The sequence below is a fragment of the Streptomyces sp. NPDC007346 genome (genome assembly GCF_040703535.1).
Lineage (GTDB): Bacteria > Actinomycetota > Actinomycetes > Streptomycetales > Streptomycetaceae > Streptomyces.
In genome coordinates this window covers 13890-37557 of record NZ_JBEYKR010000004.1, presented here as the reverse complement: position 1 = coordinate 37557, position 23668 = coordinate 13890, and the positions used below count along the sequence as shown (strand labels likewise).

At 71.1% G+C, this 23668-nt stretch carries 20 protein-coding genes and 1 pseudogene; 14 read left to right on the top strand and 7 right to left on the bottom strand.

Features of this window, described 5'->3' with window-relative positions:
• Window positions 1-75: 75 nt before the first annotated feature.
• Window positions 76-762, top strand: a complete 687-nt coding sequence (locus tag AB0917_RS02260) for an ATP-binding protein (protein ID WP_366817548.1) — start codon at window positions 76-78, stop codon at window positions 760-762.
• Between the two features lie 174 nt (window positions 763-936).
• Window positions 937-1902 carry a DUF5926 family protein gene (locus AB0917_RS02255; RefSeq protein ID WP_366817547.1) on the top strand — a complete coding sequence of 322 codons (966 nt, stop codon included), beginning with the start codon at window positions 937-939 and terminating at the stop codon, window positions 1900-1902.
• An 855-nt stretch (window positions 1903-2757) separates the two neighbouring features.
• Here the strand turns inward: AB0917_RS02255 and AB0917_RS02250 are convergent.
• Window positions 2758-3501 carry a bifunctional DNA primase/polymerase gene (locus tag AB0917_RS02250; RefSeq protein WP_366817546.1) on the bottom strand — a complete coding sequence of 248 codons (744 nt, stop codon included), beginning with the start codon at window positions 3499-3501 and terminating at the stop codon, window positions 2758-2760.
• A gap of 726 nt (window positions 3502-4227) precedes the next feature.
• Here AB0917_RS02250 and AB0917_RS02245 point away from each other — a divergent pair.
• Window positions 4228-5601 carry a PP2C family protein-serine/threonine phosphatase gene (locus AB0917_RS02245; protein ID WP_366817545.1) on the top strand — a complete coding sequence of 458 codons (1374 nt, stop codon included), beginning with the start codon at window positions 4228-4230 and terminating at the stop codon, window positions 5599-5601.
• 125 nt (window positions 5602-5726) lie between these two features.
• A complete protein-coding gene (locus tag AB0917_RS02240; protein WP_366817544.1) occupies window positions 5727-7208 on the top strand; it encodes an aminopeptidase P family protein in 1482 nt (493 codons plus the stop codon).
• A gap of 32 nt (window positions 7209-7240) precedes the next feature.
• Here AB0917_RS02240 and AB0917_RS02235 read toward each other — a convergent pair whose 3' ends face one another.
• The gene (locus tag AB0917_RS02235; RefSeq protein WP_366817542.1) at window positions 7241-7945 is read right to left on the bottom strand and encodes an ATP-binding protein; all 705 of its coding nucleotides are present in this window, start codon (window positions 7943-7945) and stop codon (window positions 7241-7243) included.
• Between the two features lie 305 nt (window positions 7946-8250).
• On the opposite strand from AB0917_RS02235, the gene AB0917_RS02230 reads away from it, so the two are divergent.
• The 9 genes from AB0917_RS02230 (at window position 8251) to AB0917_RS02190 (ending at window position 18398) form a co-directional block, all read left to right on the top strand.
• Window positions 8251-9123 (top strand): hypothetical protein, encoded by an 873-nt coding sequence (locus AB0917_RS02230; RefSeq protein ID WP_366817541.1) that lies wholly within the window; start codon window positions 8251-8253, stop codon window positions 9121-9123.
• A 276-nt stretch (window positions 9124-9399) separates the two neighbouring features.
• Window positions 9400-10164, top strand: a complete 765-nt coding sequence (locus AB0917_RS02225) for a YcnI family protein (protein WP_366817626.1) — start codon at window positions 9400-9402, stop codon at window positions 10162-10164.
• Window positions 10165-10207: 43 nt separating this feature from the next.
• The gene (locus tag AB0917_RS02220) at window positions 10208-10867 is read left to right on the top strand and encodes an SCO family protein (protein WP_366817539.1); all 660 of its coding nucleotides are present in this window, start codon (window positions 10208-10210) and stop codon (window positions 10865-10867) included.
• Window positions 10864-11310: a copper chaperone PCu(A)C gene (locus AB0917_RS02215; protein ID WP_366817538.1), complete on the top strand. Its 447-nt coding sequence runs from the start codon at window positions 10864-10866 to the stop codon at window positions 11308-11310. The genes AB0917_RS02220 and AB0917_RS02215 overlap by 4 nt, the downstream gene beginning before the upstream one ends.
• Before the next feature lie 10 nt (window positions 11311-11320).
• Complete coding sequence (locus tag AB0917_RS02210) at window positions 11321-13237, top strand: copper resistance protein CopC (protein ID WP_366817537.1); 1917 nt, start codon at window positions 11321-11323, stop codon at window positions 13235-13237.
• Between the two features lie 38 nt (window positions 13238-13275).
• Window positions 13276-14559, top strand: a complete 1284-nt coding sequence (gene efeB / locus AB0917_RS02205; RefSeq protein WP_366817625.1) for an iron uptake transporter deferrochelatase/peroxidase subunit — start codon at window positions 13276-13278, stop codon at window positions 14557-14559.
• Window positions 14560-14719: 160 nt separating this feature from the next.
• The gene (gene pheA / locus AB0917_RS02200) at window positions 14720-15655 is read left to right on the top strand and encodes a prephenate dehydratase (RefSeq protein WP_366817536.1); all 936 of its coding nucleotides are present in this window, start codon (window positions 14720-14722) and stop codon (window positions 15653-15655) included.
• 644 nt (window positions 15656-16299) lie between these two features.
• Entirely contained in the window at window positions 16300-17577 is a 1278-nt protein-coding gene (serS, locus tag AB0917_RS02195; RefSeq protein ID WP_366391648.1) for a serine--tRNA ligase, read from the top strand.
• The gene (locus AB0917_RS02190; protein ID WP_366817535.1) at window positions 17574-18398 is read left to right on the top strand and encodes an HAD family hydrolase; all 825 of its coding nucleotides are present in this window, start codon (window positions 17574-17576) and stop codon (window positions 18396-18398) included. The genes serS and AB0917_RS02190 overlap by 4 nt, the downstream gene beginning before the upstream one ends.
• Before the next feature lie 92 nt (window positions 18399-18490).
• Here AB0917_RS02190 and AB0917_RS02185 read toward each other — a convergent pair whose 3' ends face one another.
• From AB0917_RS02185 to AB0917_RS02165, 5 genes are all read right to left on the bottom strand, one after another.
• Window positions 18491-19198, bottom strand: a complete 708-nt coding sequence (locus AB0917_RS02185; protein ID WP_366817534.1) for a hypothetical protein — start codon at window positions 19196-19198, stop codon at window positions 18491-18493.
• Window positions 19199-19497: 299 nt separating this feature from the next.
• Window positions 19498-20217, bottom strand: coding sequence for an ABC transporter permease (locus tag AB0917_RS02180; protein ID WP_366817533.1), 720 nt, complete (start codon window positions 20215-20217; stop codon window positions 19498-19500).
• A gap of 30 nt (window positions 20218-20247) precedes the next feature.
• On the bottom strand, window positions 20248-21159 hold the full coding sequence (locus tag AB0917_RS02175; protein WP_366817532.1) for an ABC transporter ATP-binding protein: 912 nt from the start codon (window positions 21157-21159) through the stop codon (window positions 20248-20250).
• Window positions 21156-22064, bottom strand: coding sequence for an ABC transporter permease (locus tag AB0917_RS02170; RefSeq protein WP_366817531.1), 909 nt, complete (start codon window positions 22062-22064; stop codon window positions 21156-21158). Before AB0917_RS02170 ends, AB0917_RS02175 begins: the two co-directional genes overlap by 4 nt.
• Window positions 22061-23179, bottom strand: a complete 1119-nt coding sequence (locus tag AB0917_RS02165) for an ABC transporter ATP-binding protein (protein ID WP_366817530.1) — start codon at window positions 23177-23179, stop codon at window positions 22061-22063. The genes AB0917_RS02170 and AB0917_RS02165 overlap by 4 nt, the downstream gene beginning before the upstream one ends.
• 273 nt (window positions 23180-23452) lie before the next feature.
• On the opposite strand from AB0917_RS02165, the pseudogene AB0917_RS02160 reads away from it, so the two are divergent.
• Window positions 23453-23593: pseudogene (locus tag AB0917_RS02160) on the top strand (Xaa-Pro aminopeptidase); the annotation flags it as partial.
• Window positions 23594-23668 lie beyond the last annotated feature (75 nt).

The following is a 23668-nucleotide window of genomic DNA, read 5'->3' as shown; positions in this document are numbered from 1 at the left end:
AGCACCCCAGCACCACCCATCACGACCATGACAGGGAGTACACCGGCGCATTCACCGCGCGTTCAGTCGTGTCGAGTGCGTCACCGACCGCCCCCTGGCCGGTTTCCGGTGCAGCTCAGTGGGGCATCCAACCCGTGGCGTGGGGCAAAGGAGGTCTCGGGGGTGGCGTTGGTGGTGGCACAAGAGGTGCCTGCGTCGTCGAGCATGGCCGTTCCTCATGGCCCTGCGGGCGTGGGGCAGGCACGACACCGGATGCGTGAGCAGTTGCGCAGCAACGGGGTGTCGGACGCGGTCGTGGACGACGCTGTTCTCATTCTTTCCGAACTGCTCAGCAACGCCTGTAGACACGGCAGACCGCTGGGGCGGCACACGGATGTCGGTGACGGCGACATCCGGGCCGCCTGGCGGGTGGAGACGAGCGGCGGGCTGACCGTGGAGGTCACCGACGGCGGCGGGCCGACCCGGCCCGTTCCGTCCACCCCTTCGGTGACGGCGCGCGGCGGCCGGGGGCTCAACATCATCAGCGCCCTGGCTCAGGAGTGGGGCGTACGGGACGACTCGTCGGGCGAAGTCACCGTCTGGGCCCATGTCTCCTCCCAGAAGCCACCCGGGCTGAGCGGGAGCGGACCGGGCAGGGACGCTCTGGGCGGCAGGGCCGGGCGAGGCAGGGACGCACTGGGGAGGGACGCACTGGGCTCGGTCGGCGGGCTGACCGGATTCGAAGGGCTGGACTTCTCCGACGTCCTCGACGACGCGAGCTGAGAGAGCCGTGGTCCTCGAAGGCTGCGACTGACGGATGTGGCGCCGCTGACGAGGGTGTCGGCCGGCGGAGGTGCCGGCCGGCGGGGGTGGTGACCGGCGCGTGTGCCGTGGTGGTGTCGCGGGCGGCTAGGCTCGCGCCGAGACCGCACTGTCGCAATCGGGAGAATGCCCACCATGGCCAAGAAGCGCCCTCAGACCAAGGCCGGGAAGCAGCAGCTCAAGGGCGGTGAGATCCCGGTCGTCGGGGCCCGTGAGCCCTGCCCGTGCGGTTCGGGCCGTCGCTACAAGGCGTGTCACGGACGTGCCGCGGCCCAGGCCGTGACCGAGCTGGTCCACCGCCCGTTCGAGGGCCTCGCGGGTGAGTGCGACTGGGTCGCCCTGCGCGAGCTGGTGCCCGCCGCCACGGTCGAGCTGACGCTGAAGGGCGGACTGCCCGAGGGCGTTCCGTCGGTGACGCTGGCGACCGTTCTGCCGATGGCCTGGCCGGCCCTGCGCCGCGACGACGGTTCCGTCCTGCTCGCCCTGCAGAACGACACCTCCTCCGGCGACCTCAGCCGCGACCTCGCGGACACTCTCCAGCGTGCGCTGGAGGTCGAGCCCGGCACCCCGGTCACCGCCCGCCGCGTACCGGCCGACGGGCCGCGCCTGCAGGATCTGCTCGACCCGGACGCCGCGTTCGAGCCGGTCGTCCACACGGGGTTCGAGTTCTGGGTGCCCGACGCGGAGAACGCCGCCCCCGAGGTGTCCGCCTCCCTGGAGCGCGCGAACGCCGCCGCGATCCCGACGACGCTGCTCTCCGGCGTCGACGCCGCGTACTGGTGCGAGACCCCGGAGAAGAACCACCTCCGCTGGGTCATGCCGCACCCCGAGGAGCAGCTCCTCGACGCCCTCGCCCGGCTGCACGCCGCCGGCACCTCCTCGCTCGGCGAGGACACCCGGCTGGTCGGCTCGTTCCGGGCGCACGGTCTGGTCGTTCCCGTCTGGGATCTGCCGAGCTCGATGGGGGCCGAGGCGTGCGAGAAGCCCGCCGTCGCGTTCGCCGAGCGGCTGGCGACGGCACTCGCCTCCGACGCCCCGCTCACCGCCGAGGAGCGCCGTGCGCGCGGTGGCCTCACCAACCGCCAGGTGACGCTCAGCTGACCCTGGCGGCGCCCCGCCGAGTCGGTGACCCGCGTCACAACTCACCGTACTCACAAGTAAATCCCCGCCCTCATAGGCGAGATCGAATTTGCGAACGGCAGATCTCTTGTTACCGTTCTAGAAGCCCGGTCGCTGGTGCATCCCCCGTCGCCAGCGACCGGGCGCCTTCGTCTCCGGACGCGGCCCGTACCGTCCGGCCCCCGGAACCCCTCGCCCCGCCGCCCGGAACCCGCCTCCGCGGACTCGGCCCGATGCGCCCGGCGCACAACAGCGGCGGCGCCCCCCTCACCGGCCCCGCGCCCGCGCACTCCGCCACCGTCACATAAACGCCGGGGCCGCCGGCCGACCCCATCAGCGGGAGTACGGGACGGAGTTCCGCGCCTCGTCGCCCTCCGGCGTCACCAGCTCGGGACCGCACCGCACCGCAGGACAGCCGCACCGCCCCGCCGGACAGCCGCACCGTGCAGCGCCGTGGGAACCACCCATGCCCTCAACAGGAATTCTCGATGGCGATTTCGGCGGTGGCAGAGAAGAGGACGCGGTGCCGTCTGCGGACACCTCATCAGAAAGCATCCTTTCACGGCTTTCTGATGAGCTGTCCACAGATTTTTCACCGACACCCACGGAAGCGACGATCGGAATCCGGCGCGCGAACACGGCGACAGCCGTAAGTCCGATCATGCGGATATTCACGGTGTCCCCCTTGCCGTCCACGCGGACAATCGCGGATACGCGTGGACATTCGGGGGATCCGACGGCATCGATGCAGGGCAGGGACAGGGACTGAACGGGTACGGGCGGGCGAGCCGCCCGCACCCGCCCGCCGGCACCCGCCCGCCCGTACCCGAGCGCCCGTCAGTAAGCGAGTCGGCTGCCGCCGTCCGGGGCGCTCGTGCTCGCCTCGACCAGCGCGTCCAGGACCGCCTCGACGTCCGGGAGCCAGGGAGCCGCCCCCACCGGAGCGCCGCCCTTCACGGCCCGGCGGAAGACAGGGGCCGCCGGGACCGAGGCCGCCGGAGGTGAAGGGGCCCGCTCCCAGCGCACCTGGCCCGCGCCGATCTCGGACGGGGGCAGGACGAGATAGCCGCCCTCCCCGTGGAACCGGAGCGAGCTGGGCACCCAGTCCTTGCTGTACAGCAGCTCGCCGAGCCGTTCCAGCGTGTACGGGGCCACCAGCAGCGACCACCGGGTGGGCGTCGCCACCACGGGCCCCAGCCGCATGCCCATGCGGTCCAGGGCGACCAGCGCTCTCGCCCCGGCCAGCGCGGGCAGGCTCACCGCGCAGGGGGCCCGGCCACCGGTCGCCAGCATCACCGGGGCGGCGGGGCGGTTGGTCCACCACCAGCGCACCATGCGCTCGTCCGTGGTGGCGGCCAGCAGTCCGGGATCGAAGGGGTGCGCGCCGGGAACGGCGCAGTCGGGGTCGAGGCAGGCGCAGCCGACGCCACGCCCGTCCTGTAGGGCGGCCGACGCTGTCCCGGCTCCGGGAAGCACGGGCCATCGCCATGCGGTGGCGAAGGTCAGGGCCGCGTCGAGGCGGGCGGCCCCCTCCTTGCGCCGGAGCCGGAGCCTGCGTCGCCTTCCGAGGATCTCGCGCATGAGCGCTCGTTCCTTTCCGTTGAACGCCGAGTCCACATGACGCCACGCGTGAAGGACAGCGCGTGTACGTCTCTTCGCTGTGCGTACGTGCTCATCAGGTTCTGCGGTACGGGCGTGCCTTCGATACCGAGCGTGAGCCGAGCCGAGCCGAGTGGAACCGATCCGAGTGGAACCGTTCTGGGGTGGTGCCGAGCTGCGTGGAGCCGGAAGCGCCTGTCACGGGCGCCTCGTGCCTGCCGGCCGGGCCCGAACCCCGCCGCGTGGGGCGGAGACATGACCGTCACTGATCGCGACCGTCATGGGTAAGGACGTCCGGACGTGCTGCCAGGTTCCTGGGCGATCACATCCGCCCCGGGCGTCCGCCCCGAGCATCTGCCCCTGACATCCATCCCGGGCGTCCGCCTGAACATCCGCCCTGAAGCGTCTGCCCTGAGCATCGTCGATTACGTACCCAGCCTGCCCGGAATGACGCCGACCCGGGGATTTCACCCCGGAGGTACCTCTTGTTGAGCTGCCCCAGTCGACCGCAAATAGCCGCCGGAGGGTGCAATTTTCGGCCAAGTTGACTAACACTGGAGGGGAGCGAATCCGGCGAGCCTCCGGAGGACAATGCTGGACATCAGGTTACTTGTGCGTGTACATGTGGATGCATTGGTAGTGGCGCAGAATCACATGGGGGTTTGCGATGCTATTCGACGAATCGCACCGGCCTGAAAGCTGGCTGCCATGAGTGCCCCACACTTGCCGAAAGTGGCTGGAATCGACCCGGAAGTTCCGGTTTCAACGCACACTGCCGCTCCCCTGAGGGAGGTTCCGGCAGCGCCCGGAGCCTTCATCCAGGACCGGCTCGCGGGCTGGGTCTCGGACCTCACGACGCTGCACGAACTCACCGAGCGGCTGGCCGGCACCGCCACCCTCGACGCCGCCCTGAACGAGCTGCTGCACGCCGGAGCCGCCCTCGTCGGCGCCCGCCGCGGACTCCTCGTACTGGAACCCGCGGACAGCGGCGCGAGGCCGTCCACCATCCTCGGCCTCGGGCTCACCCCCGCCGATCTCGGTCACCTCGAAACCGTGGAGCGCTCCGCCACCGCCCTGGGCCGCGTCCTCGACGGGCTCCCGGGGACCGCGGACGGGGTCGCCACCCCCGACCTGCTCGGCGACACCCACCTGGACCCCCGCAACCGCGAGGTCGCCACCCGGCTCGGCTACGCCGCCAGTTACGCCCTGCCCCTCGCCTCCCAGGCGGCCGGCCGGCTCGGCGGCGCCGCCTGGCTCTACGACGAGCCGGGGGAGCCCTCGGAGAAGCAGCGCCACCTCGTCGGCCTGTACGCGCGCTACGCCACCGAGCACCTGGCCCGCCTGATCGAGCTGGAACGCGCCCGCGCCGACGTCGCGACCGTCGCCGAGGAGCTGCTGCCCAGCCGGCTGCCCCGCATCCCCGGCGTACAGCTGGCCGCCCGGCACCGGACCGGCCCCAGGGGCGGCGGCGACTGGTACGACGCGCTGCCGCTGCCCGACCACACGCTCGGGCTCGCGGTCGGCTCCGTCGGCGGATCGGGGCCGAGCGCGATGGCCGCCATGGGCCGGCTGCGCGCCAGCCTGCGGGCGTACGCCGTGATGGAGGGCGAGGACCCCGTCGCCGTACTCTCCGATCTCGAACTCCTGCTCCGGCTGACCGAGCCCGCGCGGACCGCCACCGCCCTCTTCGCCTACTGCGAACCCGCCGCCCGCAAGGTCGTGCTCGCCGGGGCCGGGCACACCCCGCCGCTGGTGCTCGGCGAGAGGCGCTGCGAGTTCGTCGAGACCACGCTCTCCGCCCCGCTGGGGATGCTCGCCTGCTGGGAGGCGCCGAGCGTGGAGTTCTCCCCCGCGCCGGGAGAAACGGTGCTTCTCTACACGGACGGCCTGCTGCGCCGCACCGGCGACGCGATGGACCGCGCCTTCGCCCGGCTGCACTCGGCCGCCGCTTCCGTACCGAAGGCGGGCCGGCACGATCCCGCCGCCGTCGCCGACCACGTCCTGCGCACGATGCTGCCCGACGGGCTCGATCGGAGCGACTCCACCGAGGACGTGGTGGTCCTCGCCGCACACTTCGACTGAGGTCTCCCGCCTCTTCCGAGTGAGGGCTCCCACCTCCTCGGTAACAGGTCCTTCGGCCCTGGGCCCCCTTCCGTACGCCCGTACGATGGGTGATGGTCCAGTGTCGTATCAAGGAGAAACACATCGTGTCTGAGGAGCTCATCCCGGAGACCCCGGAGCAGGAGACCGAAGAGAACGAAGCGGCGAAGCCGATCAAGCAGCGGAAGAACGGCCTGTACCCGGGCGTCTCCGACGAGCTTGCCGAGAACATGAAGTCGGGCTGGGCCGACACCGAGCTGCGCGGTCTCGAACCGATCGCCCAGGCCGGGCACACCGCCGCCCGCCGCGCCGCGCTCTCCGCGCGCTTCCCCGGCGAGCGTCTGGTCATCCCCGCGGGCGCCCTCAGGACCCGCTCCAACGACACCGAGTACGCCTTCCGCGCCTCCACCGAGTACGCGTACCTCACCGGCGACCAGACCCAGGACGGCGTCCTCGTCCTGGAGCCGACCGGCGCGAGCGGCCACCAGGCCACCATCTACCTGCTGCCCCGCTCCAACCGGGAGAACGGCGAGTTCTGGCTGGACGGCCAGGGCGAGCTGTGGGTCGGCCGCCGGCACTCCCTCGCCGAGGCCGAGCAGCTGCTGGGCATCCCCGCGAAGGACGTCCGCGAGGTCGCCGCCGCGCTGACCGAGGCCACCGGCCCGGTCCGCACCGTGCGCGGTCACGACGCGTCCATCGAGGCCGCCCTCACCGACAAGGTCACCGCCGAGCGCGACGAGGAGCTGCGCGTCCACCTCTCCGAGGCCCGCCTCGTGAAGGACGCCTTCGAGATCGCCGAGCTGCAGAAGGCGTGCGACGCCACCGCCCGCGGCTTCGAGGACGTCGTCAAGAGCCTGGACAAGGCCGAGGCGACCAGCGAGCGCTTCATCGAGGGCACGTTCTTCCTGCGCGCCCGCATCGAGGGCAACGACATCGGCTACGGCTCGATCTGCGCCGCCGGTCCGCACGCCACCACCCTGCACTGGGTCCGCAACGACGGTGCCGTCCGCGCCGGCGACCTGCTGCTCCTGGACGCCGGCGTGGAGACCAACGAGCTCTACACCGCCGACGTGACGCGCACCCTGCCGATCAACGGCACGTTCTCGCCGCTCCAGCGCAAGATCTACGACGCGGTGTACGAGGCCCAGGAGGCGGGCATCGCCGCCGTGAAGCCCGGTGCCACCTTCCGCGACTTCCACGACGCCTCGCAGCGCGTGCTCGCCGAGAAGCTCGTCGAGTGGGGCCTGCTCGGGGACCTCTCCGTGGACAAGGTCCTGGAGCTCGGCCTCCAGCGCCGCTGGACCCTGCACGGCACCGGTCACATGCTCGGCATGGACGTCCACGACTGCGCCGTCGCGCGCACCGAGGCGTACGTCGACGGCATCCTGGAGCCGGGTGTCTGCCTGACCGTGGAGCCGGGCCTGTACTTCCAGGCCGACGACCTGACCGTGCCCGAGGAGTACCGGGGCATCGGCGTCCGGATCGAGGACGACATCCTGGTCACCGAGGACGGCAACCGGAACCTGTCCGACAAGCTGCCCCGCCGGGCCGACGAGGTCGAGGCCTGGATGGCTCAGCTGAAGGGCTGACCCCTCGTCCCAGGCCTCACAGGGCGCGCCGCTCACACCATGAGCAGCGCGCCCTCCCGCCATTTCAGGACCTTGTCGAAGCTCACCACCGCGCCCCGGCCCGGCCGGTTGCCGAACTGGACGTGGTCGGCGAGCTGCTCGATGAGGTCCAGCCCGCGGCCGCTCTCGGCGACGCAGGGGATGTACGCGGCGAACGTGGGCTGCGCACCGACGGGCCCGGGGCCCTGGGGCTGTTCGAAGTGCTCCGTGTGCTGGGCCCGTTCGATGTGCTCCTGGCCCTGGGGCCGTTCGATCGGCTCCTGGTCCTGGGCTCGGTCCATCTGCTCCGCGTACCGGGCCCATTCGATGTGCTCTGCGTGTCGGGTTCGTTCGATGTGCTCCGCGTGTTCGGTGTGCGCGGCTGGGCGAAGCGCGCGCCGGGCGGGAAAGCCCGGCCCCGAGTCGGCCACCTCGATACGGCATTTCTCGCCGTCCAGATAAGCCGTGACCCGGTACTGCCCGGAGTCCGCCAAGGGCCTTTCAGCTCCGGATTCACCGTGCTCCCCGTGCTCTTCGAGGCCCGACCGGTCGCCGCCGTGCTCGACGGCGTTGGCGCAGGCTTCACTGAGCGCGACCGAAAGGTCGAAGGAGATGTCCGGATCCACCCCGGCGGTTTCCATGGTGCCGAGCAGAAAACGACGGGCGAGCGGAACGCTCGCAGCTTCGCGCCGCAAATGGAGTGACCACCAGATGCTCATGCTCCAGCCTCCTGGCTGCGGCTCGACGTACCGATACGTATTGCCGCACAAGGCACTTCGTAAGCACGGATCGACTGTGAGAGCCCTCATTCGGCGGATGCGGATATTCCGCGCACGGGTGTATGGCCGCCCCGAGGACCACCCCGGCGGGGGCCGAGCCGGGGGCCGGGCGGGCTCCGGAAGCGGCGCGTCCACAGTCCGTACATCCCCCGCGAACAGCCACAACAAGCGCGCTTGCGGATGGAGGCTGATGTTTTGGACCTGCCGTGCCACGGAGGGGTGCGCAGTGCGATGATGTCCCGGCCATGTCCACGCCTGTCGCACACGCCGGAGCCGGTCTGCGGCTCATGAGGGCCGCGGTGTTCACCGCGGTCTGCGTCGTGCTGTCCGCGGCGGGACACGCCTTCGCCGCCGGTTCGCCGGTCCCCGCGTGGACGCTGCTCGCCGGATTCCTCGGCGTGCTGGCGGTGGCCTCCGCCCTCGCCGGACGGGAACGCTCCCTGCCGTCGATCGCCGGTGCGCTGGCGGGCGGCCAGGTCGCCCTGCACGTCCTCTTCGCGTACGGCAGCCACGGCAGCGCGCGGGCCGTCGCCGCCTCCGCGCCCCCGGGCAGCGGCGAGAACTCGTTGATCCGTTTCGCCGCCGGGCTCGTGTGCGGGGCCGGTCCGGGCCAGATCGACGCCGCCGACGCCCACCGCATCGTCTCCACGGCGGGCATAGACCCCTCCACGGTCACGCAGGGCCACGGCCATGTCGTGTCGGCGGGGACCACCACCGCCGGGGCCGCCACCGCGGCGGCTCCCGACGGCGGATCGGGCATGGCGTCGGCGTACGCCTCGGTGGCCGCACTGCTGCCGGGCCTGCCGATGTTCCTGGCGCACCTGCTGGCCGCGCTCGCCGCCGGCTGGCTGCTGCGGCGCGGCGAGGCCGCCCTCTTCCGGCTGGCACGGCTCTCGGCGCGGGGCGCCCAGGAGCTGGCGGCCGGGGCCCGGTTGCGCTCCCTGCGCGCCGCGCTCGCGCTCGTACGCGCCCTGCGCGCCGGAGTACGCGAGCAGCTCGCGGGGGGCCCGCGCGCCCTGCGTACGGCCGATGACGCCCCGGCGCCCGCCACCGGGGACCCTCTGCAGCACCTGGTGGTCAGGCGCGGGCCTCCGGCCCCGTACGCCCTCGCAGCCTGACGCGACACCTGCGCCCATCGCCGTACGGACCACCGTTCACGAGGGCCGTCCTTCCATGGACGGCTCGTGGAGGGCTCGACCGCGGCCACGGCCGGATTCCTCACGGGACGTCCCACGGGACCTCTCACCGGGCTCCTCACCGGAGCTCACGGGGCTCCTCACCCGAGCTCACGGGATTCCTCACGGCCGGACGAGGTGTCGTGCCGCCGTCGCGCACCCGCGCGCCGGTATGCCGTGTTCCTTTTCCTCTGTGGAGTGATTCCTGCCATGAGCGCCATGAACGCCACCAACTTCTCCCGCATCGCCATCGCCGCCGGCGTCGCCGCCTCCACCGTCCTGCTGCTCGCCGGCCCCGCCGCCGCGCACGTCAGCGTCCAGCCGCAGGGCGAGGCCGCCAAGGGCGGTTACGCCACCCTCAACTTCAAGGTCCCCAACGAGCGGGACCAGGCCTCCACGGTCAAGCTCGAAGTGAACTTCCCCGCCGACCACCCGCTCTCCTCCGTCACCCCCGAGGCCGTGCCGGGCTGGAAGATCGAGATCACCAAGGGCAAGCTCGACAAGCCCCTGGAGGTGCACGGCCGGAAGATCGACGAGGCCGTCACCAAGGTGACCTGGACCGCCGACGGCTCCAAGATCGAGCCCGGCTACTTCCAGCAGTTCCCGGTCTCCGTCGGGCAGCTTCCCGAGGACGCCGACCAGCTGGTCTTCAAGGCCATCCAGACGTACGACAACAAGGAAGTCGTCCGCTGGATCGAGGAGCCCACGGCCAACGGCGAGGAGCCCGACAGCCCGGCCCCGGTCCTGGCGCTCTCCGCCTCCTCCGGCGACGGCCACGGCGGCGGCGCGGCCGACGAGGCCGGTGACGACGACCACAAGGCCGACGACAAGGCCGCGTCGGCCGAGGGCGACAAGAAGGAGACGCCCGCCGCGTCCTCCTCCTCCAGCGACACCACGGCCCGCACCCTGGGCATCATCGGCATCCTCGTCGGCGTCGCGGGCGTCGCGTTCGGCGTGCTCGCCGGCCGCCGCCGCACGGCCTGACCCGCCGGTTCCACCACCCGCACCACATTCAGGACACTCCTTCATGCGCAACAGAAAAGCAGTGACGGCCGTGGCGTTCGCCGCCGCGGCCGCACTGGCCCTCTCGGCCTGCGGCAGCGGCGACGACAAGGCGGGCTCGACGGCGATCGCCGATGTCGAGGCATCGCCGAAGACCAAGGCCGCGACCGTCCTCGACCAGCCGTTCACCAAGCCCAACCTCGTCCTCACCGACACCGACGGCAAGGAGTACGACCTCCGCGAGGCGACCAAGGGCAAGCCGACGCTCATCTACTTCGGCTACACCAACTGCCCCGACGTCTGCCCGCTGACGATGAGCAACATCTCCATCGCCAAGCGGGACCTGCCCAAGGCCGACCAGGACAAGCTCCAGGTCGTCTTCGTCACCACCGACCCCGAGCGGGACACCCCCGCCTCCCTCGGCAAGTGGCTCAAGGCCCAGGACCCCACCTTCACCGGCCTGACCGGCGACTTCCCCACCATCCAGGCGGGGGCGCGGCAGATCGGCATCGGCATCGAGCCGCCGACGAAGGAGAAGGACGGGACCGTCGTCTCCATGCACGGGGCGCAGGTCGTCGCCTTCTCCCCGAAGACGGACGGCGGATACGTGCTGTACGGCGAGAACACCACCGCCGAGGAGTACGCGAAGGACCTCCCCCAGCTGATCAAGGGGGAGACCCCGTGAACCGCCGCACGACCCTCGCCGGCGCCCTCGCCCTGACCACGGGGATGGCGCTGGCGGGGTGCTCCACGGACAGCGGGCCCCAACTGAAGGTCGTCGGCGCGTTCATGCCGCAGCCCGTCAGTGACATGGCCGCCGGCTTCCTCGTCGTACAGAACAGCGGGTCCTCCGCCGACCGGCTCACCTCGGTGACCAGTCCTCTCTCCGACGACGTCACGATCCACGAGACGAAGAACCAGAGGATGCGCGAGGTCTCGTCGTTCGAGGTGCCGGCCGGTGGCGAGCTCGACCTCGAACGTGGCGGCAACCACATCATGTTCATGAAGCTCAAGCAGAAGCCCAAGCAGGGCGAGAAGGTCCCCGTCGAGCTGCACTTCGAGAAGGCCGACCCCATCACGGTCGACCTGCCGGTGAAGGAAACCACCCACAACCCGAAGAAGCAGTGAGGGACCGACCGTGACGACTGCCACCGCCCCGCTCCTCGGAGCCTCCCCGATACGGCGGCCGCTCGCCGCCGCGCTCGTCGCCGCCCTCACCGGCCTGCTCCTCGGGCTGATGCTGGCCGGCGCCGGACCGGCGTCCGCGCACGCCGCCCTCACCGGGAGCGACCCGCAGGACGGGGCGGTGGTGGCCACCGCGCCCGAGCAGGTCACCCTCAGCTTCTCCGAGGCCATCGCCGTCGGCGACGGGTCGATCCGGGTCCTGGACCCCAGCGGCAAGCGCGCCGACACCGGCGCCGAGCCGGGGAACCTGTCCGACGACTCCACCGTCCGGTACGGCGTCGACCTCCTCCCCGGCCTGCCGGAGGGCACCTACACGGTGGCCTGGCAGGCCATCTCGGCCGACAGCCACCCCATCTCCGGCGCCTTCACGTTCTCCATCGGCGCCCCCTCCGAGACCACCGTGGCCCTGCCCACCGAGGAGGTGGGCGGCGGCCCGGTCGGTACCGTCTACGACATCGCGCGGTACGCCGCGTACGCCGGGTTCGTCCTGCTCGTGGGCGGCGCGGCCTTCGTGCTGGGCTGCTGGCCCCGAGGCGCGTCCGCCCGGCCGATGCAGCGGCTCGTGGTGCGGGGCTGGATCACCCTGACCGCGGCGACCCTGGTCATGCTGCTGCTGCGCAACCCGTACACCGGCAGCGGGAAGTTCGCCGACGCCTTCGACCTGGCGGGGCTCCAGGCCGTCCTGGACACCAAGCCGGGCGCCGCCCTGGTCTCGCGGCTGCTGCTGCTCGGCGCGGCCGCGCTGTTCATCGCCGTCCTGTTCGGTACGTACGCCCGGCGTGAGGACGCGGTCGAGAAGAAGGACCTCACCTTCGGCCTGGCCGTCGGCGGCGGGGTCGTCGCGGCGGGCATCGCCGCCACCTGGGCCATGTCCGAGCACGCCTCGACCGGCATCCAGACGGGCATCGCCATGCCGGTCGACGTGGCGCACCTGCTGGCCGTCGCCGCCTGGCTCGGCGGCCTCGTCGCGCTCCTGGTGGCGCTGTACCGGACGCCGGACATCGGGAGCGGTGCCGTACGGAGGTTCTCCCGGGTCGCGTTCGGCAGCGTGCTCGTCCTCGCGGCGACCGGGATCTACCAGTCGTGGCGGCAGGTCGGCTCCTGGTCGGCGCTGACCGGGACGCGGTACGGGCAGCTGCTGCTCCTCAAGGTGGCGCTGATCGCCCTCCTGCTCGCCGTGGCGTGGTTCTCGCGGCGGTGGACGGGTCGGCTCACGGACGTCCCGGTGGCCTCCGAGGCGCCGGAAGCCGCCGCGGAGGCGGAGGCCGTGGAGCCGGAGGCCGCCGACGACGTCGCCCCTGAGCGCGCCGCCCAACTGGCCCGTCAGCAGGCCGTACTGACGGCCACGAAGAAGAAGCGGATACGGGACGCCGACCCGGAGCGTTCCGGGCTGCGCCGCTCGGTCCTGGCCGAGGCGGCTATCGCCGTCGTGCTGCTGGCCGTCACCACCGTGCTGACGTCGACCGAACCGGGCCGTACGGAGGAGGCCGCGGGTGCTGCCACGGCGGCCGCCGCCCCCGCGGCTGCCGGGCCCGTCAACCTGAGCATGCCCTTCGACACCGGCGGCGAGAACGGCAAGGGAACCGTCCGCATCGACATCGACCCCGGGCGCACCGGCTCCAACGGGCTGCACGTGTGGGTCGACGGCAGCGACGGCAAGCCGATGGACGTCCCCGAGCTGAAGGTCGCCCTCACCCTGGAGGCACAGGAGATCGGCCCGCTGCCGGTCGTGCCCGACCGGATCGCCGAGGGGCACTGGTCGGTGAGCGGCGTCCAGATCCCGATGGCGGGGGAGTGGAAGGTCGACGTGACGGTACGGACGTCGGACATCGACCAGGTGACCATCGACAAGAACGTGAAGATCGGCTGAGTACGGTGAGCAAGACCAGCAAGCAGGCCCCGGACCGGATCGCTACGACCGGCACGTCCGACGCGCCCGGCCCCGCCGGGGTCTCGCGGCGACGGCTGCTGGGCGGGGTCGGCGCGGCGGGCGCCGCCGGGCTGGTGCTGGGCGGCGCGGGCGGGGCGGCCGGGTACGCCGCGACCCGCCCCGACGCACCGGCCGCCTTGAGCGCCGTCGGCTCCACCGAGGCGATGTTTCACGGGAAACATCAACCGGGGATCACCACTCCGCTTCAGGCCCGGGGCCACCTCGTCGCCTTCGACCTGGTCGCGGGCGCGGGCCGCAAGGAGGCCGTGGCCCTGATGCGGCGCTGGTCGGCCGTGGCGCGGGAGCTGATGGCGGGCCGCCCGGCGGCGGGCTCACCGGACGGCCCCGGCCACGACACCGGGGTCGCGCTGGACGCGGGCCCCTCCTCCCTGACCGTCACCTTCGGCTTCGGCCGTACGTTCTTCGCGCGTACGGGCCTCACCTCGCGGCTGCCCGCCGGGCTCGACCCGCTGCCCGCGTTCTCCTCCGACCAGCTCGACGCCAGGCGCTCCGACGGCGACCTGTGGGTGCAGATCGGCGCCGACGACGCACTCGTCGCCTTCCACGCCCTGCGGGCCGTACAGAAGGAGGGCGCGGGAACAGTAAAGGTGCGGTGGCAGATGAACGGCTTCAACCGCACCCCTGGGGCCACGACCCGGCCGATGACCGCCCGCAACCTGATGGGCCAGGTCGACGGGACCAACAACCCGAAGCCGGCCGACGAGGACTTCGAGCGGCGGGTCTTCGTGCCCGCCTCCCCCGGCACCCCGCACGAGTGGCTGGAGGGCGGTTCGTACGCCGTCGTCCGCCGGATCAGGATGCTGCTGGACGACTGGGAGAAGCTTCCGGTGGACCGGCAGGAGCGGGTCATCGGTCGGCGCAAGGCGGACGGGGCGCCGCTGAGCGGCGGGAGCGAGACCACCGCGATGGACCTCGACAAGGCGGGCCCGGACGGGAGGCTGGTGATCCCCGACAACGCCCATGCCCGGATCTCCTCCCCCGAGAAGAACGGCGGGGCCGCCATGTTGCGGCGCCCGTTCTCGTACCACGACGGGATGGCGCAGGACGGCGCTCCGGACGCGGGGCTGCTCTTCGTCTGCTGGCAGGCGGACCCGTTCAAGGGGTTCGTGCCGGTGCAGCGCAAGCTCGACCGGGGCGACGCGCTGTCGCCGTTCATCCGGCACGAGGCCAGCGGGCTGTTCGCGGTGCCGGGCGGGGCGGCGGAGGGCGAGTACGTGGGGCAGCGGCTGCTGGAGTCCTGAGGGGGCGCCGGGGGTGTGCGCGGGACCGGGGGCGTGCGGTGGTTGCGCGGGGGCGTGGTCCAGGCGTGTCGGGGGCGGGCTCGAAAGCCCCGTACGCCCCCGCCCCGACCGGATTCTGAGACGGCGCCGCCCTCGCCGTACGGCGCAATAGGGTGAGCGTATGTCAGCCACGCGCTACGCCTATCTGGGTCCCGAAGGGACCTTCACCGAGGTCGCCCTCCGCACGCTCCCGGAATCCGCCACCCGCGAGCTCGTCCCGATGGTCTCCGTACCGGCGGCCCTGGACGCCGTACGCAACGGGGAGGCGGCGGCGGCCCTCGTGCCGATCGAGAACTCCGTCGAGGGCGGCATCACGGCCACGCTCGACGAGCTGACCAGCGGCGAGCCGCTGATGATCTACCGCGAGGTGCTGCTCTCCATCACCTTCGCGCTGCTCGTGCGACCGGGCACCAAGCTGTCGGACATCAAGACGGTCACCGCGCACCCGGCCGCCCAGCCGCAGGTCCGCAACTGGATGGCGGCCCACCTCCCGCAGGCCGTGTGGGAGTCGGCGGCATCCAACGCGGACGGCGCGCGGCTGGTCCAGGAGGGGCGCTACGACGCCGCGTTCGCCGGTGAGTTCGCCGCCGCCACCTACGGCCTCGAACCGCTGGTCACGGAGATCCACGACGCGGACAACGCCCAGACCCGCTTCGTCCTGGTGGGCCGCCCGGCCCGGCCGTCCGCCCCGACCGGGGCCGACAAGACGTCCGTGGTGATCTGGCTGGGCGACGACCATCCCGGTGCCCTGCTGGAGCTGCTCCAGGAGTTCGCGGTGCGCGGCGTCAACCTGATGCTGATCCAGTCGCGCCCGACCGGCGAGGGGATCGGCAACTACTGCTTCGCCGTGGACGCCGAGGGGCACATCGCGGACCGGCGGGTGGGGGAGGCCCTGATGGGACTGAAGCGGATCTGCCCGAAGGTGCGGTTCCTCGGTTCGTACCCGCGGGCGGGCGTCTCGGTCGACGAGGTCCGGCCGCTGCGGGCGGGCACCTCGGACAGCGCTTTCACCGAAGCCTCCGACTGGCTGGCGCGCAGCCAGGACGGGCGGATCTGACGGCGGTCGCCGCAGCCGGGCCCGGAGCGGACTGCTCCGGTCCGGGCCGCCCCCTGCGCTGCGCTGAGGTCCTACCTACAGATAGTCATCCACCCACAGAGTTATCCACAGGATGGCCTCTCGACCTGGGGACAAGTCGACACCGCCATGCGACATCATCGACAAATCGACGCAGCGGGTCCGGATGCATCCACAGAGGGCCGACTCGACACGAGACCACTCGGGTCGCCCGAATTCCCTTGATCAACTCATCAGAGCGACGAATTGCCACCCGAATGAGCGTGTGGGACGGGTTTCGGCGCGGAAGTCCAGGGAATCCAGAAGCCCTCGTCGACCTTCCGGAGCATTTCGTTCCGGCATCCACAGAACTTCTTCACAGCCTGTGGATAACTATCCCGGAACGGCCCCTCCTGTGGACAACCCCAGGGGACGGGCCTCCAACTACCCCTTCATCCAAGGCTCGTACGTCAAGAGAGCCCGCACCTTCTGCCCTGTTCAGGGGAGTTAACCGCCGTTATTGACGCAATCCCCGGACCCCGCCCTGCGATTCACCCCAGAAATATCAATTCCGGCAATTCGGTCAAAGTGACACGCTCGGCAATATCGGTTCGAGTGCGAGATCCGCGCACCGGTAGCCTGGAGGGGTGATTGACCTTCGCCTGCTCCGTGAGGACCCCGACCGTGTTCGCGCCTCCCAGCGCGCCCGTGGAGAGGACGTCGCGCTCGTCGACGCCCTGCTCTCCGCCGACGAGCTGCGCAGGTCGTCCGGCGTCCGCTTCGACGAACTCCGCTCCGAGCAGAAGCAGCTCGGCAAGCTGATCCCCAAGGCCACCCCCGAGGAGCGCGCCGAGCTCCTCAAGAAGGCCGATCAGCTCAAGGCCGACGTCAAGGCTGCCGACGCCGCCCAGGACGAGGCCGACGCCGAGGCCAAGCGCCTGCTCCTCCAGCTCGGCAACATCGTCCACGAGGACGTGCCGGTCGGCGGCGAGGAGGACTTCGTCGTCCTGGAGACGCACGGCACCATCCGTGACTTCGGCGCCGAGGGCTTCGAGCCCAAGGACCACCTGGAGCTCGGCGAGGCGCTCGGCGCCATCGACATGGAGCGCGGGGCCAAGGTCTCCGGTTCGCGGTTCTACTACCTCACGGGCGTCGGCGCCCTCCTGGAGCTGGCCCTCGTCAACGCGGCGATCGCCCAGGCCACCGAGGCCGGCTTCGTCCCGATGCTGACCCCCGCGCTGGTCCGCCCGCGCGCCATGGAGGGCACCGGCTTCCTCGGCCAGGCCGCGGAGAACGTGTACCACCTGGAGAAGGACGACTACTACCTGGTCGGCACCTCGGAGGTGCCGCTCGCCGCGTACCACATGGACGAGATCGTCGAGGCGGACAAGCTGCCCCTGCGCTACGCGGGCTTCTCCCCCTGCTTCCGCCGCGAGGCAGGGACGTACGGCAAGGACACCCGCGGCATCTTCCGCGTCCACCAGTTCGACAAGGTCGAGATGTTCTCGTACGTCGACCCGGCCGACGCCGAGGCCGAGCACCGCAGGCTCCTGGAGTGGGAGAAGCAGTGGCTCACCGGCCTCGAACTGCCCTTCCAGGTCATCGACGTCGCCACCGGCGACCTCGGCGCGTCGGCCTCGCGCAAGTTCGACTGCGAGGCGTGGATCCCGACCCAGGGCAAGTACCGCGAGCTGACCTCCGCGTCGAACTGCGACAGCTTCCAGGCCCGCCGCCTCTCCGTCCGGATGCGCGAGGGCAAGAAGGTCCAGCCGCTGGCCACGCTGAACGGCACCCTCTGCGCCGTACCGCGCACCATCGTGGCGCTCCTGGAGAACCACCAGCTGCCCGACGGTTCGGTCCGGGTGCCCGAGGTGCTCCGCCCGTACCTCGGCGGGCGCGAGGTCCTGGAGCCGGTCTCCAAGTGACCTTTCCCTTCAAGCTCGTCGCGACCGACCTCGACGGCACCCTGCTGCGCGGGGACGACACGGTCTCCGAGCGCACACGCGAGGCGCTGGCCGCCGCCACGTCGGCCGGTGCCGCGCACATCATCGTCACCGGGCGTTCGGTCCCCTGGACCCGGTACATCCTGGACGACCTCGGGTACGACGGCCTCGCCGTCTGCGGCCAGGGCGCACAGGTCTACCACGCGGGCGAGCACAAGCTGCTGACCTCGCTGACCCTGGACCGGCAGCTCGCCGGGCTCGCGCTGTCCAAGGTCGAGGCGGAGGTCGGCCCGCTGGCACTGGCCGCCAGCCGCGACGGCCTGGAGGGCGAGGTGCTGGTCGGCCCCGGCTACCGGGTGCAGGAGGGGCCGCTCCCGTACGTCTTCGTGGACGACTCCGCCGAGATGTGGACCGCCCCCCTGAACAAGGTCTACCTCCAGCACCCGGAGCTCGACGACGACGCCCTGGCCACCGCGGCGCGGGCGGCCGTCGGCAACCTGGTCGACGTGGTCATGGCAGGCCCCGGCGTGGTGGAGATCCTCCCGCTCGGGCTGAGCAAGGCGACCGGCCTCTCGCTGGCCGCCCGCCGGCTCGGCGTGAAGGCCGCCGACACCATCGCCTTCGGTGACATGCCGAACGACATCCCGATGTTCGGCTGGGCACAGCACGGCGTGGCCATGGCCAACGCCCACGACACCCTGAAGGCCGTGGCGCACGAGATCACCGCGTCCAACGAGCACGACGGCATCGCGGTGGTCCTGGAGGAGCTGCTCCGCACGGGCTCCCTCGCCACGCCGCACTGACGGAGGGGCTTGCCGGCCCTCGGCCCTGTCCCCCACCGCAGGATCTCCCTGCGGTGGGGACAGGGCCTTCCTCTTCCGTCAGCCGTGCCGGCTCAGCGGCGTCCGGAGCGGCGCCGCAGGTCCTTCATCTGGTGCGCGAAGGCCTCCATCCGCGCGTCGAACCGGGCGTCCATCCGTACGACGTCCTGCGACAGGTCCGACAGCCGCACGCTCATCGCGCCGACCACCTGCTGCGTCGCCTCCACCTTCCGGTCCAGGCTGTCCAGCCGCTCCGACATCCGGCAGAGCACCGGCCCGAGCTCCTGGAGCGCACTGCCGACATCGGCGAGGCAGCTCTCGATCCGGGTGACCCTCAGGTCGAGCGAGTCGTACCGGGCCCGCAGCGACTCCTCGGCGTCGAGGAGGTACGTACGGACGCATCGGGCGATGTCGCTGTCGCGAAGAAGCATGGCGACGTTGAGGACGGTTCGGCGGGTGTAGAGGGTCAGCTGAGTGGCTGCCTGTGGATAACTTTCCCCCTCCCCACCGCCCCATAGGGACAACATGTCCCTATGGAAGGCTCGCAGCTCAGAGCCTCGGAGAAGCTTGAGGCCGTTCTCTGTCACCTCTTCCCGATGGCGCTGGGTCACCTTCTTGATGACCTCTGTGGATACTTCGAAGTAACGTGCCACGTCCTCTGTGCGAACGTGAATTCCGTCCGGGAGCATGACAAGGCTCTTCACCTTGTCGAGGATGTCGACGCGCCCCATCTGCTCGACGCGCAGCGCGCGCGATTCGAGCAGGGCGACTTCCGTGGGCATGGGCATGCCTTCCGTACGAGGGAATGACAAGGGACGGCCCCTACCCCGGGCCGCAGGGGTGGAGGACGCTCACGGTTGCCACTCACTCGATGACCGGACCGGTGGGCTCTGCCTCACCCGGGTCCGGCACTCCCCGATTTCACGAACGCTACGACGCCACGGATTCCAGTTGCCTCCACGCACCCTGCCCAACGACCCGATAAACGTACGGTTACGCACGCATCTGTCCCGGTCATACGACAACCCCCGCCTGAAGAAGGCGGGGGCCGCGTAGAGAGCATCGGGACCTCAGGCCGGGATCACTCCTCCCCGGCCAGCTTCAGCGCGCGCAGCTTCTGGCCCGCGTACCAGGTGGCGGCCACGGTGACGGCGGCCAGCAGGACCGTCGCGAGCGGCAGTCCCACGTCCGAGGTGACCATGCCCTGGCCGGCCACCTTCTCGGCGACGGCGAGGGACCACTGCTGGACGCTGAGGGTCCGCGCACCCGGCACCAGGCTGCCGAAGAGGGCCTCCCAGACCAGCGCGTACACCAGGCCGATGACCACCGCGTGGCGGCTGACGGTGCCCAGGAGGAGGAACAGCGCGCTGTACGCGATCGAGGCGACCAGCGCCGCGATCGTGTAGGCGATCGCGATCTGCTGCCCGTTGCCGTTCAGGATCAGCCCCGCGAGCAGGGTCGGCAGGGCGGAGAAGACCATGGTCACCGCGATGGCGACGATCAGCTTGGTGCAGATGATCGTGGGGCGCTTCACCGGCTTGGCCAGCAGGTAGACGATCGAGCCGTCGTCGATCTCGGGGCCGATCGCCCCGGTTCCGGCGATCACGCCGATCAGCGGCACCATCGTGGCGATGGCGAAACCGCCGAGGACGTTGGCGGCGACCTGGTCGTCCGCCCCGGCGAACATGCGGACCGCCGCCGCGAGGAGCAGCAGCAGCGCGGGAAGGACGAACAGGATGGCGGCCCGGCGCCGGCCGAGCAGGGCCCGGTAGGTGAGCCGGGCGACTGTGGGGTCGTACATGACGGTGCACAGCTCCTTTCAGGCCACTACTCAGGCCGCTACGAGGTAGGAAAAGACCGATTCGAGGGACTCGTCGGACGGGGAGACGGTCAGCAGCCGGATGCCCTGTTCACGGGCCACCTTCGGCAGCAGTTCGGTGAAGCGCCCGAAGTCGACGGCCTGGATGCGCAGGGCCTTCTCGGTCAGGTCGACCTCGATACCGGCCGTCGACGGGTCGGCGATGAGCGCGGCCGCCAGCGCCCGGTCGTCGCTGGAGCGGACCAGATAGCGGTGCGGCCGGTCCGTCATCAGCCGGCGGATCTTCCGGAAGTCGCCGGAGGCCGCGTGCCGGCCCGCCACGATCACCTCGATGTGCGAGGCCAGCTGTTCGACCTCTTCGAGGATGTGGGAGGAGAACAGGACCGTACGGCCCTCGGCCCCCATCCGCCGCAGCAGCTCCATCAGCTGCATCCGCTGGCGCGGGTCCATCCCGTTGAACGGCTCGTCCAGCAGCAGCACCGAGGGATCGTGGACCAGCGCGGACGCCATCTTCACGCGCTGGCGCATGCCCTTGCTGTACGTGGAGATCTTGCGGTCCTGCGCGTACTCCATCTGGACCGTGGCCAGCGCCCGCTGGGCCTCCGCTCCGCCCAGGCCGTGGAGTTCGGCGTTGGCGACGACGAACTCCTTGCCGGTCAGGAAGTCGTACATCCCCTCCCGCTCCGGGACGATGCCGATCGCCTTGTAGACGCTCTCGTTGCGCCAGATCGGCTCTCCGTCGAGCGTGACCTTCCCCGTCGAGGGGGCGAGGAAGCCGCCCATCATGTTGATGAGCGTGGACTTCCCGGCGCCGTTGGGGCCGAGCAGTCCGGTGACGCCGGGGCCCACCGTCATGGAGACGTCGTTGACGGCGACCACATTGCCGAACCAGCGCGAGGTGTGGTCGATCTCGATGGTGGTCACAGCCCGACCCTCCGGTAGCGGCGCATCAGGACGGCGTACGAGCCGGCGACGAGCGCGAGAACAACGAACAGGTAGACCACTCCGGCACCGGCCCCCGGGCCTTCCCCTCCGGGGAAGGCGGAGGTCGCGCCGAGGAACGCGGTCTGTACGCCGTCGATCAGGGTGATCGGGGAGAAGAGCCCGAGCCACTCGACGGCCCCGGGCGACCCGGTCTCCCAGGCGATGGCCTGGACCGTGGAGACGGCACCGTAGGAGATGGTGAGCACCGCGATCACCGCGGCGACGCCGAAGCCCCGGCGCGGGGTCAGTGCCGCCATCACCAGGCCCAGACCGGCGAAGAGCACGGACAGCAGCGCCACCGACACCAGTCCCTGGCCGAACCACTTGGTCTGGTCGACGAAGTCGAACTTCGCGAGCAGAGAGCCCACATAGAGGATGAGCAGCGGCGCGCCGGTGAGGATGAAGAGCGCGGACGCCGTGGCGGCGAGCTTCGCCAGCACGTAGTCGGCGCGTTCGATCGGCCGTGAGAAGTACAGGGGGACGCTCTTGAAACGGAGGTCCCTGGAGACCGCCTGCGGGGCCTGTGCGGCGATGAAGAGGCCGATGACCGCCTGCAGATAGATCGCGTACGAGGTGTACTTGACGACGAGTTTGGTGGCGTCCGGCGCGGCCATGGAGACGGCCACCAGGATCGCGGCGACCAGTGTCATCACGCCGAACAGCAGCATGGGCAGCACCTTGGACTTGGCGGAACGGCCGAGTCCGAAGGAGCCCCGCAGGGTCTGCGAGTAGAGCGACCGGCGGGCGTAGGCCCGGCCGAGCCGCCTGCCGTCGTAGGAGCGGTAGCCGATGTTGTGGATCCGGGAGGTGTCGCGCCCGGCCGCGGCCTTGGTCTCGGTGCTCATCGCGACCGCTCCCCTTCTTTCTGGTACGACCCCGGCGTGGCGGCCTGCTGTGCGGCCCCCGTGGTGGCGGCCTGGGCCGGGACGGCGGTGGTGTGCGCCCCGCCCTGTTCGGTACGGAAGACCTCGGCGATGTGGTGGCGGCGCTGCTCCATGCGGACGAGGCCGAGACCGAGCCCGGCGACGCTGTCGCGGACCAGGTCGTACGTCTCCTCGCCGGTGGCCTCGACCAGCAGGATGTGTCCCGCGCCCGGCAGCCCTTCCGCGTCGAGGCCGTCCTGGCCGACCAGCGCGACCCCGGCCTCCGTGAGGGTCCGGCGCAGGGCGTCGGTGCCGTCGGGGTGGGTGTCGCTGTCGGTCACCTCGACCGCGAGGGTGGTGGTGGTCTGGGTGAAGTCACTGGTGGAGCTGGAGCGCAGGAGGGCGCCGCCGTCGATGACGACGACGTGGTCGCAGGTGCGTTCCAGCTCGCCCAGGAGGTGCGAGGTCACCAGGACGGAGATGCCGAAGTCGGTGTGGATGCGGCGGATCAGGCCGAGCATCTCGTCCCGGCCGACCGGGTCCAGGCCGTTGGTCGGCTCGTCGAGGAGGACCAGCTGAGGGTCGTGGACCAGGGCCTGGGCCAGCTTCACCCGCTGCTTCATGCCGGTCGAGTAGCCGCCGATGGGGCGGTAGCGCTCCTCGTAGAGGCCGACGTGGCGCAGGGTGTCGGCGGTGCGCTCACGGGCCGCGGTCGGCGGCAGCCCCGACATGCGGGCCATGTGCACGACAAACTCGGTGGCCGACACATCGGGCGGGAGGCAGTCGTGCTCCGGCATGTACCCCACCCGCTCCCGGATGGCGGCGCCGCTGGTCGCCACGTCCAGCCCGAGCACCGCGGCCCGGCCTTCGGTGGCGGGGGAGAGACCAAGAAGGATCTTGATCAGCGTGGACTTGCCGGCTCCGTTGGAACCCACCAGACCGGTCACACCTGGTCCGATGTCCAACGTGAGCCGGTCGAGCGCGGTCACCCGGGGGAACCGCTTGCTCAGGGCTTCGGTCGCGATAACGGCAGTCACGGATACGACGGTAGTGGCGTGGACCACAGGGATCGTCAGCCCTGACGGCTGGATCGGCATCAGACTCCAGGCGTACGGCCCCGTAGGGGGACCCCGCGAAGGAGGAGTTCCGGCATCCGGGGCCGCGGGAGGACCACCGGCCCGGCGGTCGTCCACAGGCCGCGCACACCGGCCTTCGCGCCGGCCGGGGCACCGAAGCGCTCCGGGCCGGGAGTTGTCCACAGGCCGTGCACACCTCTTGACGCAGCCGCTGGACATTGTCACATTCATCAGTGTCACGTTACGGGCACGTACCGCACACGTCAGGGAACGGACGAGGGAACGGACGGTGGCATGGTCTCGGCAGCGCAGGACGAAAACGCCCCGGAGCCACGGGGGTTCAGGCATGTGCAGCACCTCGCCTGCGCGGAGGCCGTCGCCGGTCGGCTCGGACCGGGGGTGACCGAGCGCGAGGCGGCCCGGATACGGCGGCTGGAGCCGGGCATGCCGTTCATCCCCGAGCGGAGCGCTCTCCGGCCGGACGACGATCTGCCGCATGGGCGGCACCGG

Coding starts and splice junctions, on each gene's coding strand:
- AB0917_RS02170 (WP_366817531.1), bottom strand. CDS start 22,064: ATGAGCACCGAGACCAAGGCCGCGGCCGGGCGCGACACCTCCCGGATC.
- AB0917_RS02220 (WP_366817539.1), top strand. CDS start 10,208: ATGCGCAACAGAAAAGCAGTGACGGCCGTGGCGTTCGCCGCCGCGGCC.
- pheA (WP_366817536.1), top strand. CDS start 14,720: ATGTCAGCCACGCGCTACGCCTATCTGGGTCCCGAAGGGACCTTCACC.
- AB0917_RS02235 (WP_366817542.1), bottom strand. CDS start 7,945: ATGAGCATCTGGTGGTCACTCCATTTGCGGCGCGAAGCTGCGAGCGTT.
- AB0917_RS02180 (WP_366817533.1), bottom strand. CDS start 20,217: ATGTACGACCCCACAGTCGCCCGGCTCACCTACCGGGCCCTGCTCGGC.
- AB0917_RS02225 (WP_366817626.1), top strand. CDS start 9,400: ATGAACGCCACCAACTTCTCCCGCATCGCCATCGCCGCCGGCGTCGCC.
- AB0917_RS02255 (WP_366817547.1), top strand. CDS start 937: ATGGCCAAGAAGCGCCCTCAGACCAAGGCCGGGAAGCAGCAGCTCAAG.
- AB0917_RS02230 (WP_366817541.1), top strand. CDS start 8,251: ATGTCCACGCCTGTCGCACACGCCGGAGCCGGTCTGCGGCTCATGAGG.
- AB0917_RS02245 (WP_366817545.1), top strand. CDS start 4,228: ATGAGTGCCCCACACTTGCCGAAAGTGGCTGGAATCGACCCGGAAGTT.
- AB0917_RS02250 (WP_366817546.1), bottom strand. CDS start 3,501: ATGCGCGAGATCCTCGGAAGGCGACGCAGGCTCCGGCTCCGGCGCAAG.
- AB0917_RS02165 (WP_366817530.1), bottom strand. CDS start 23,179: ATGCCGATCCAGCCGTCAGGGCTGACGATCCCTGTGGTCCACGCCACT.
- AB0917_RS02185 (WP_366817534.1), bottom strand. CDS start 19,198: ATGCCCACGGAAGTCGCCCTGCTCGAATCGCGCGCGCTGCGCGTCGAG.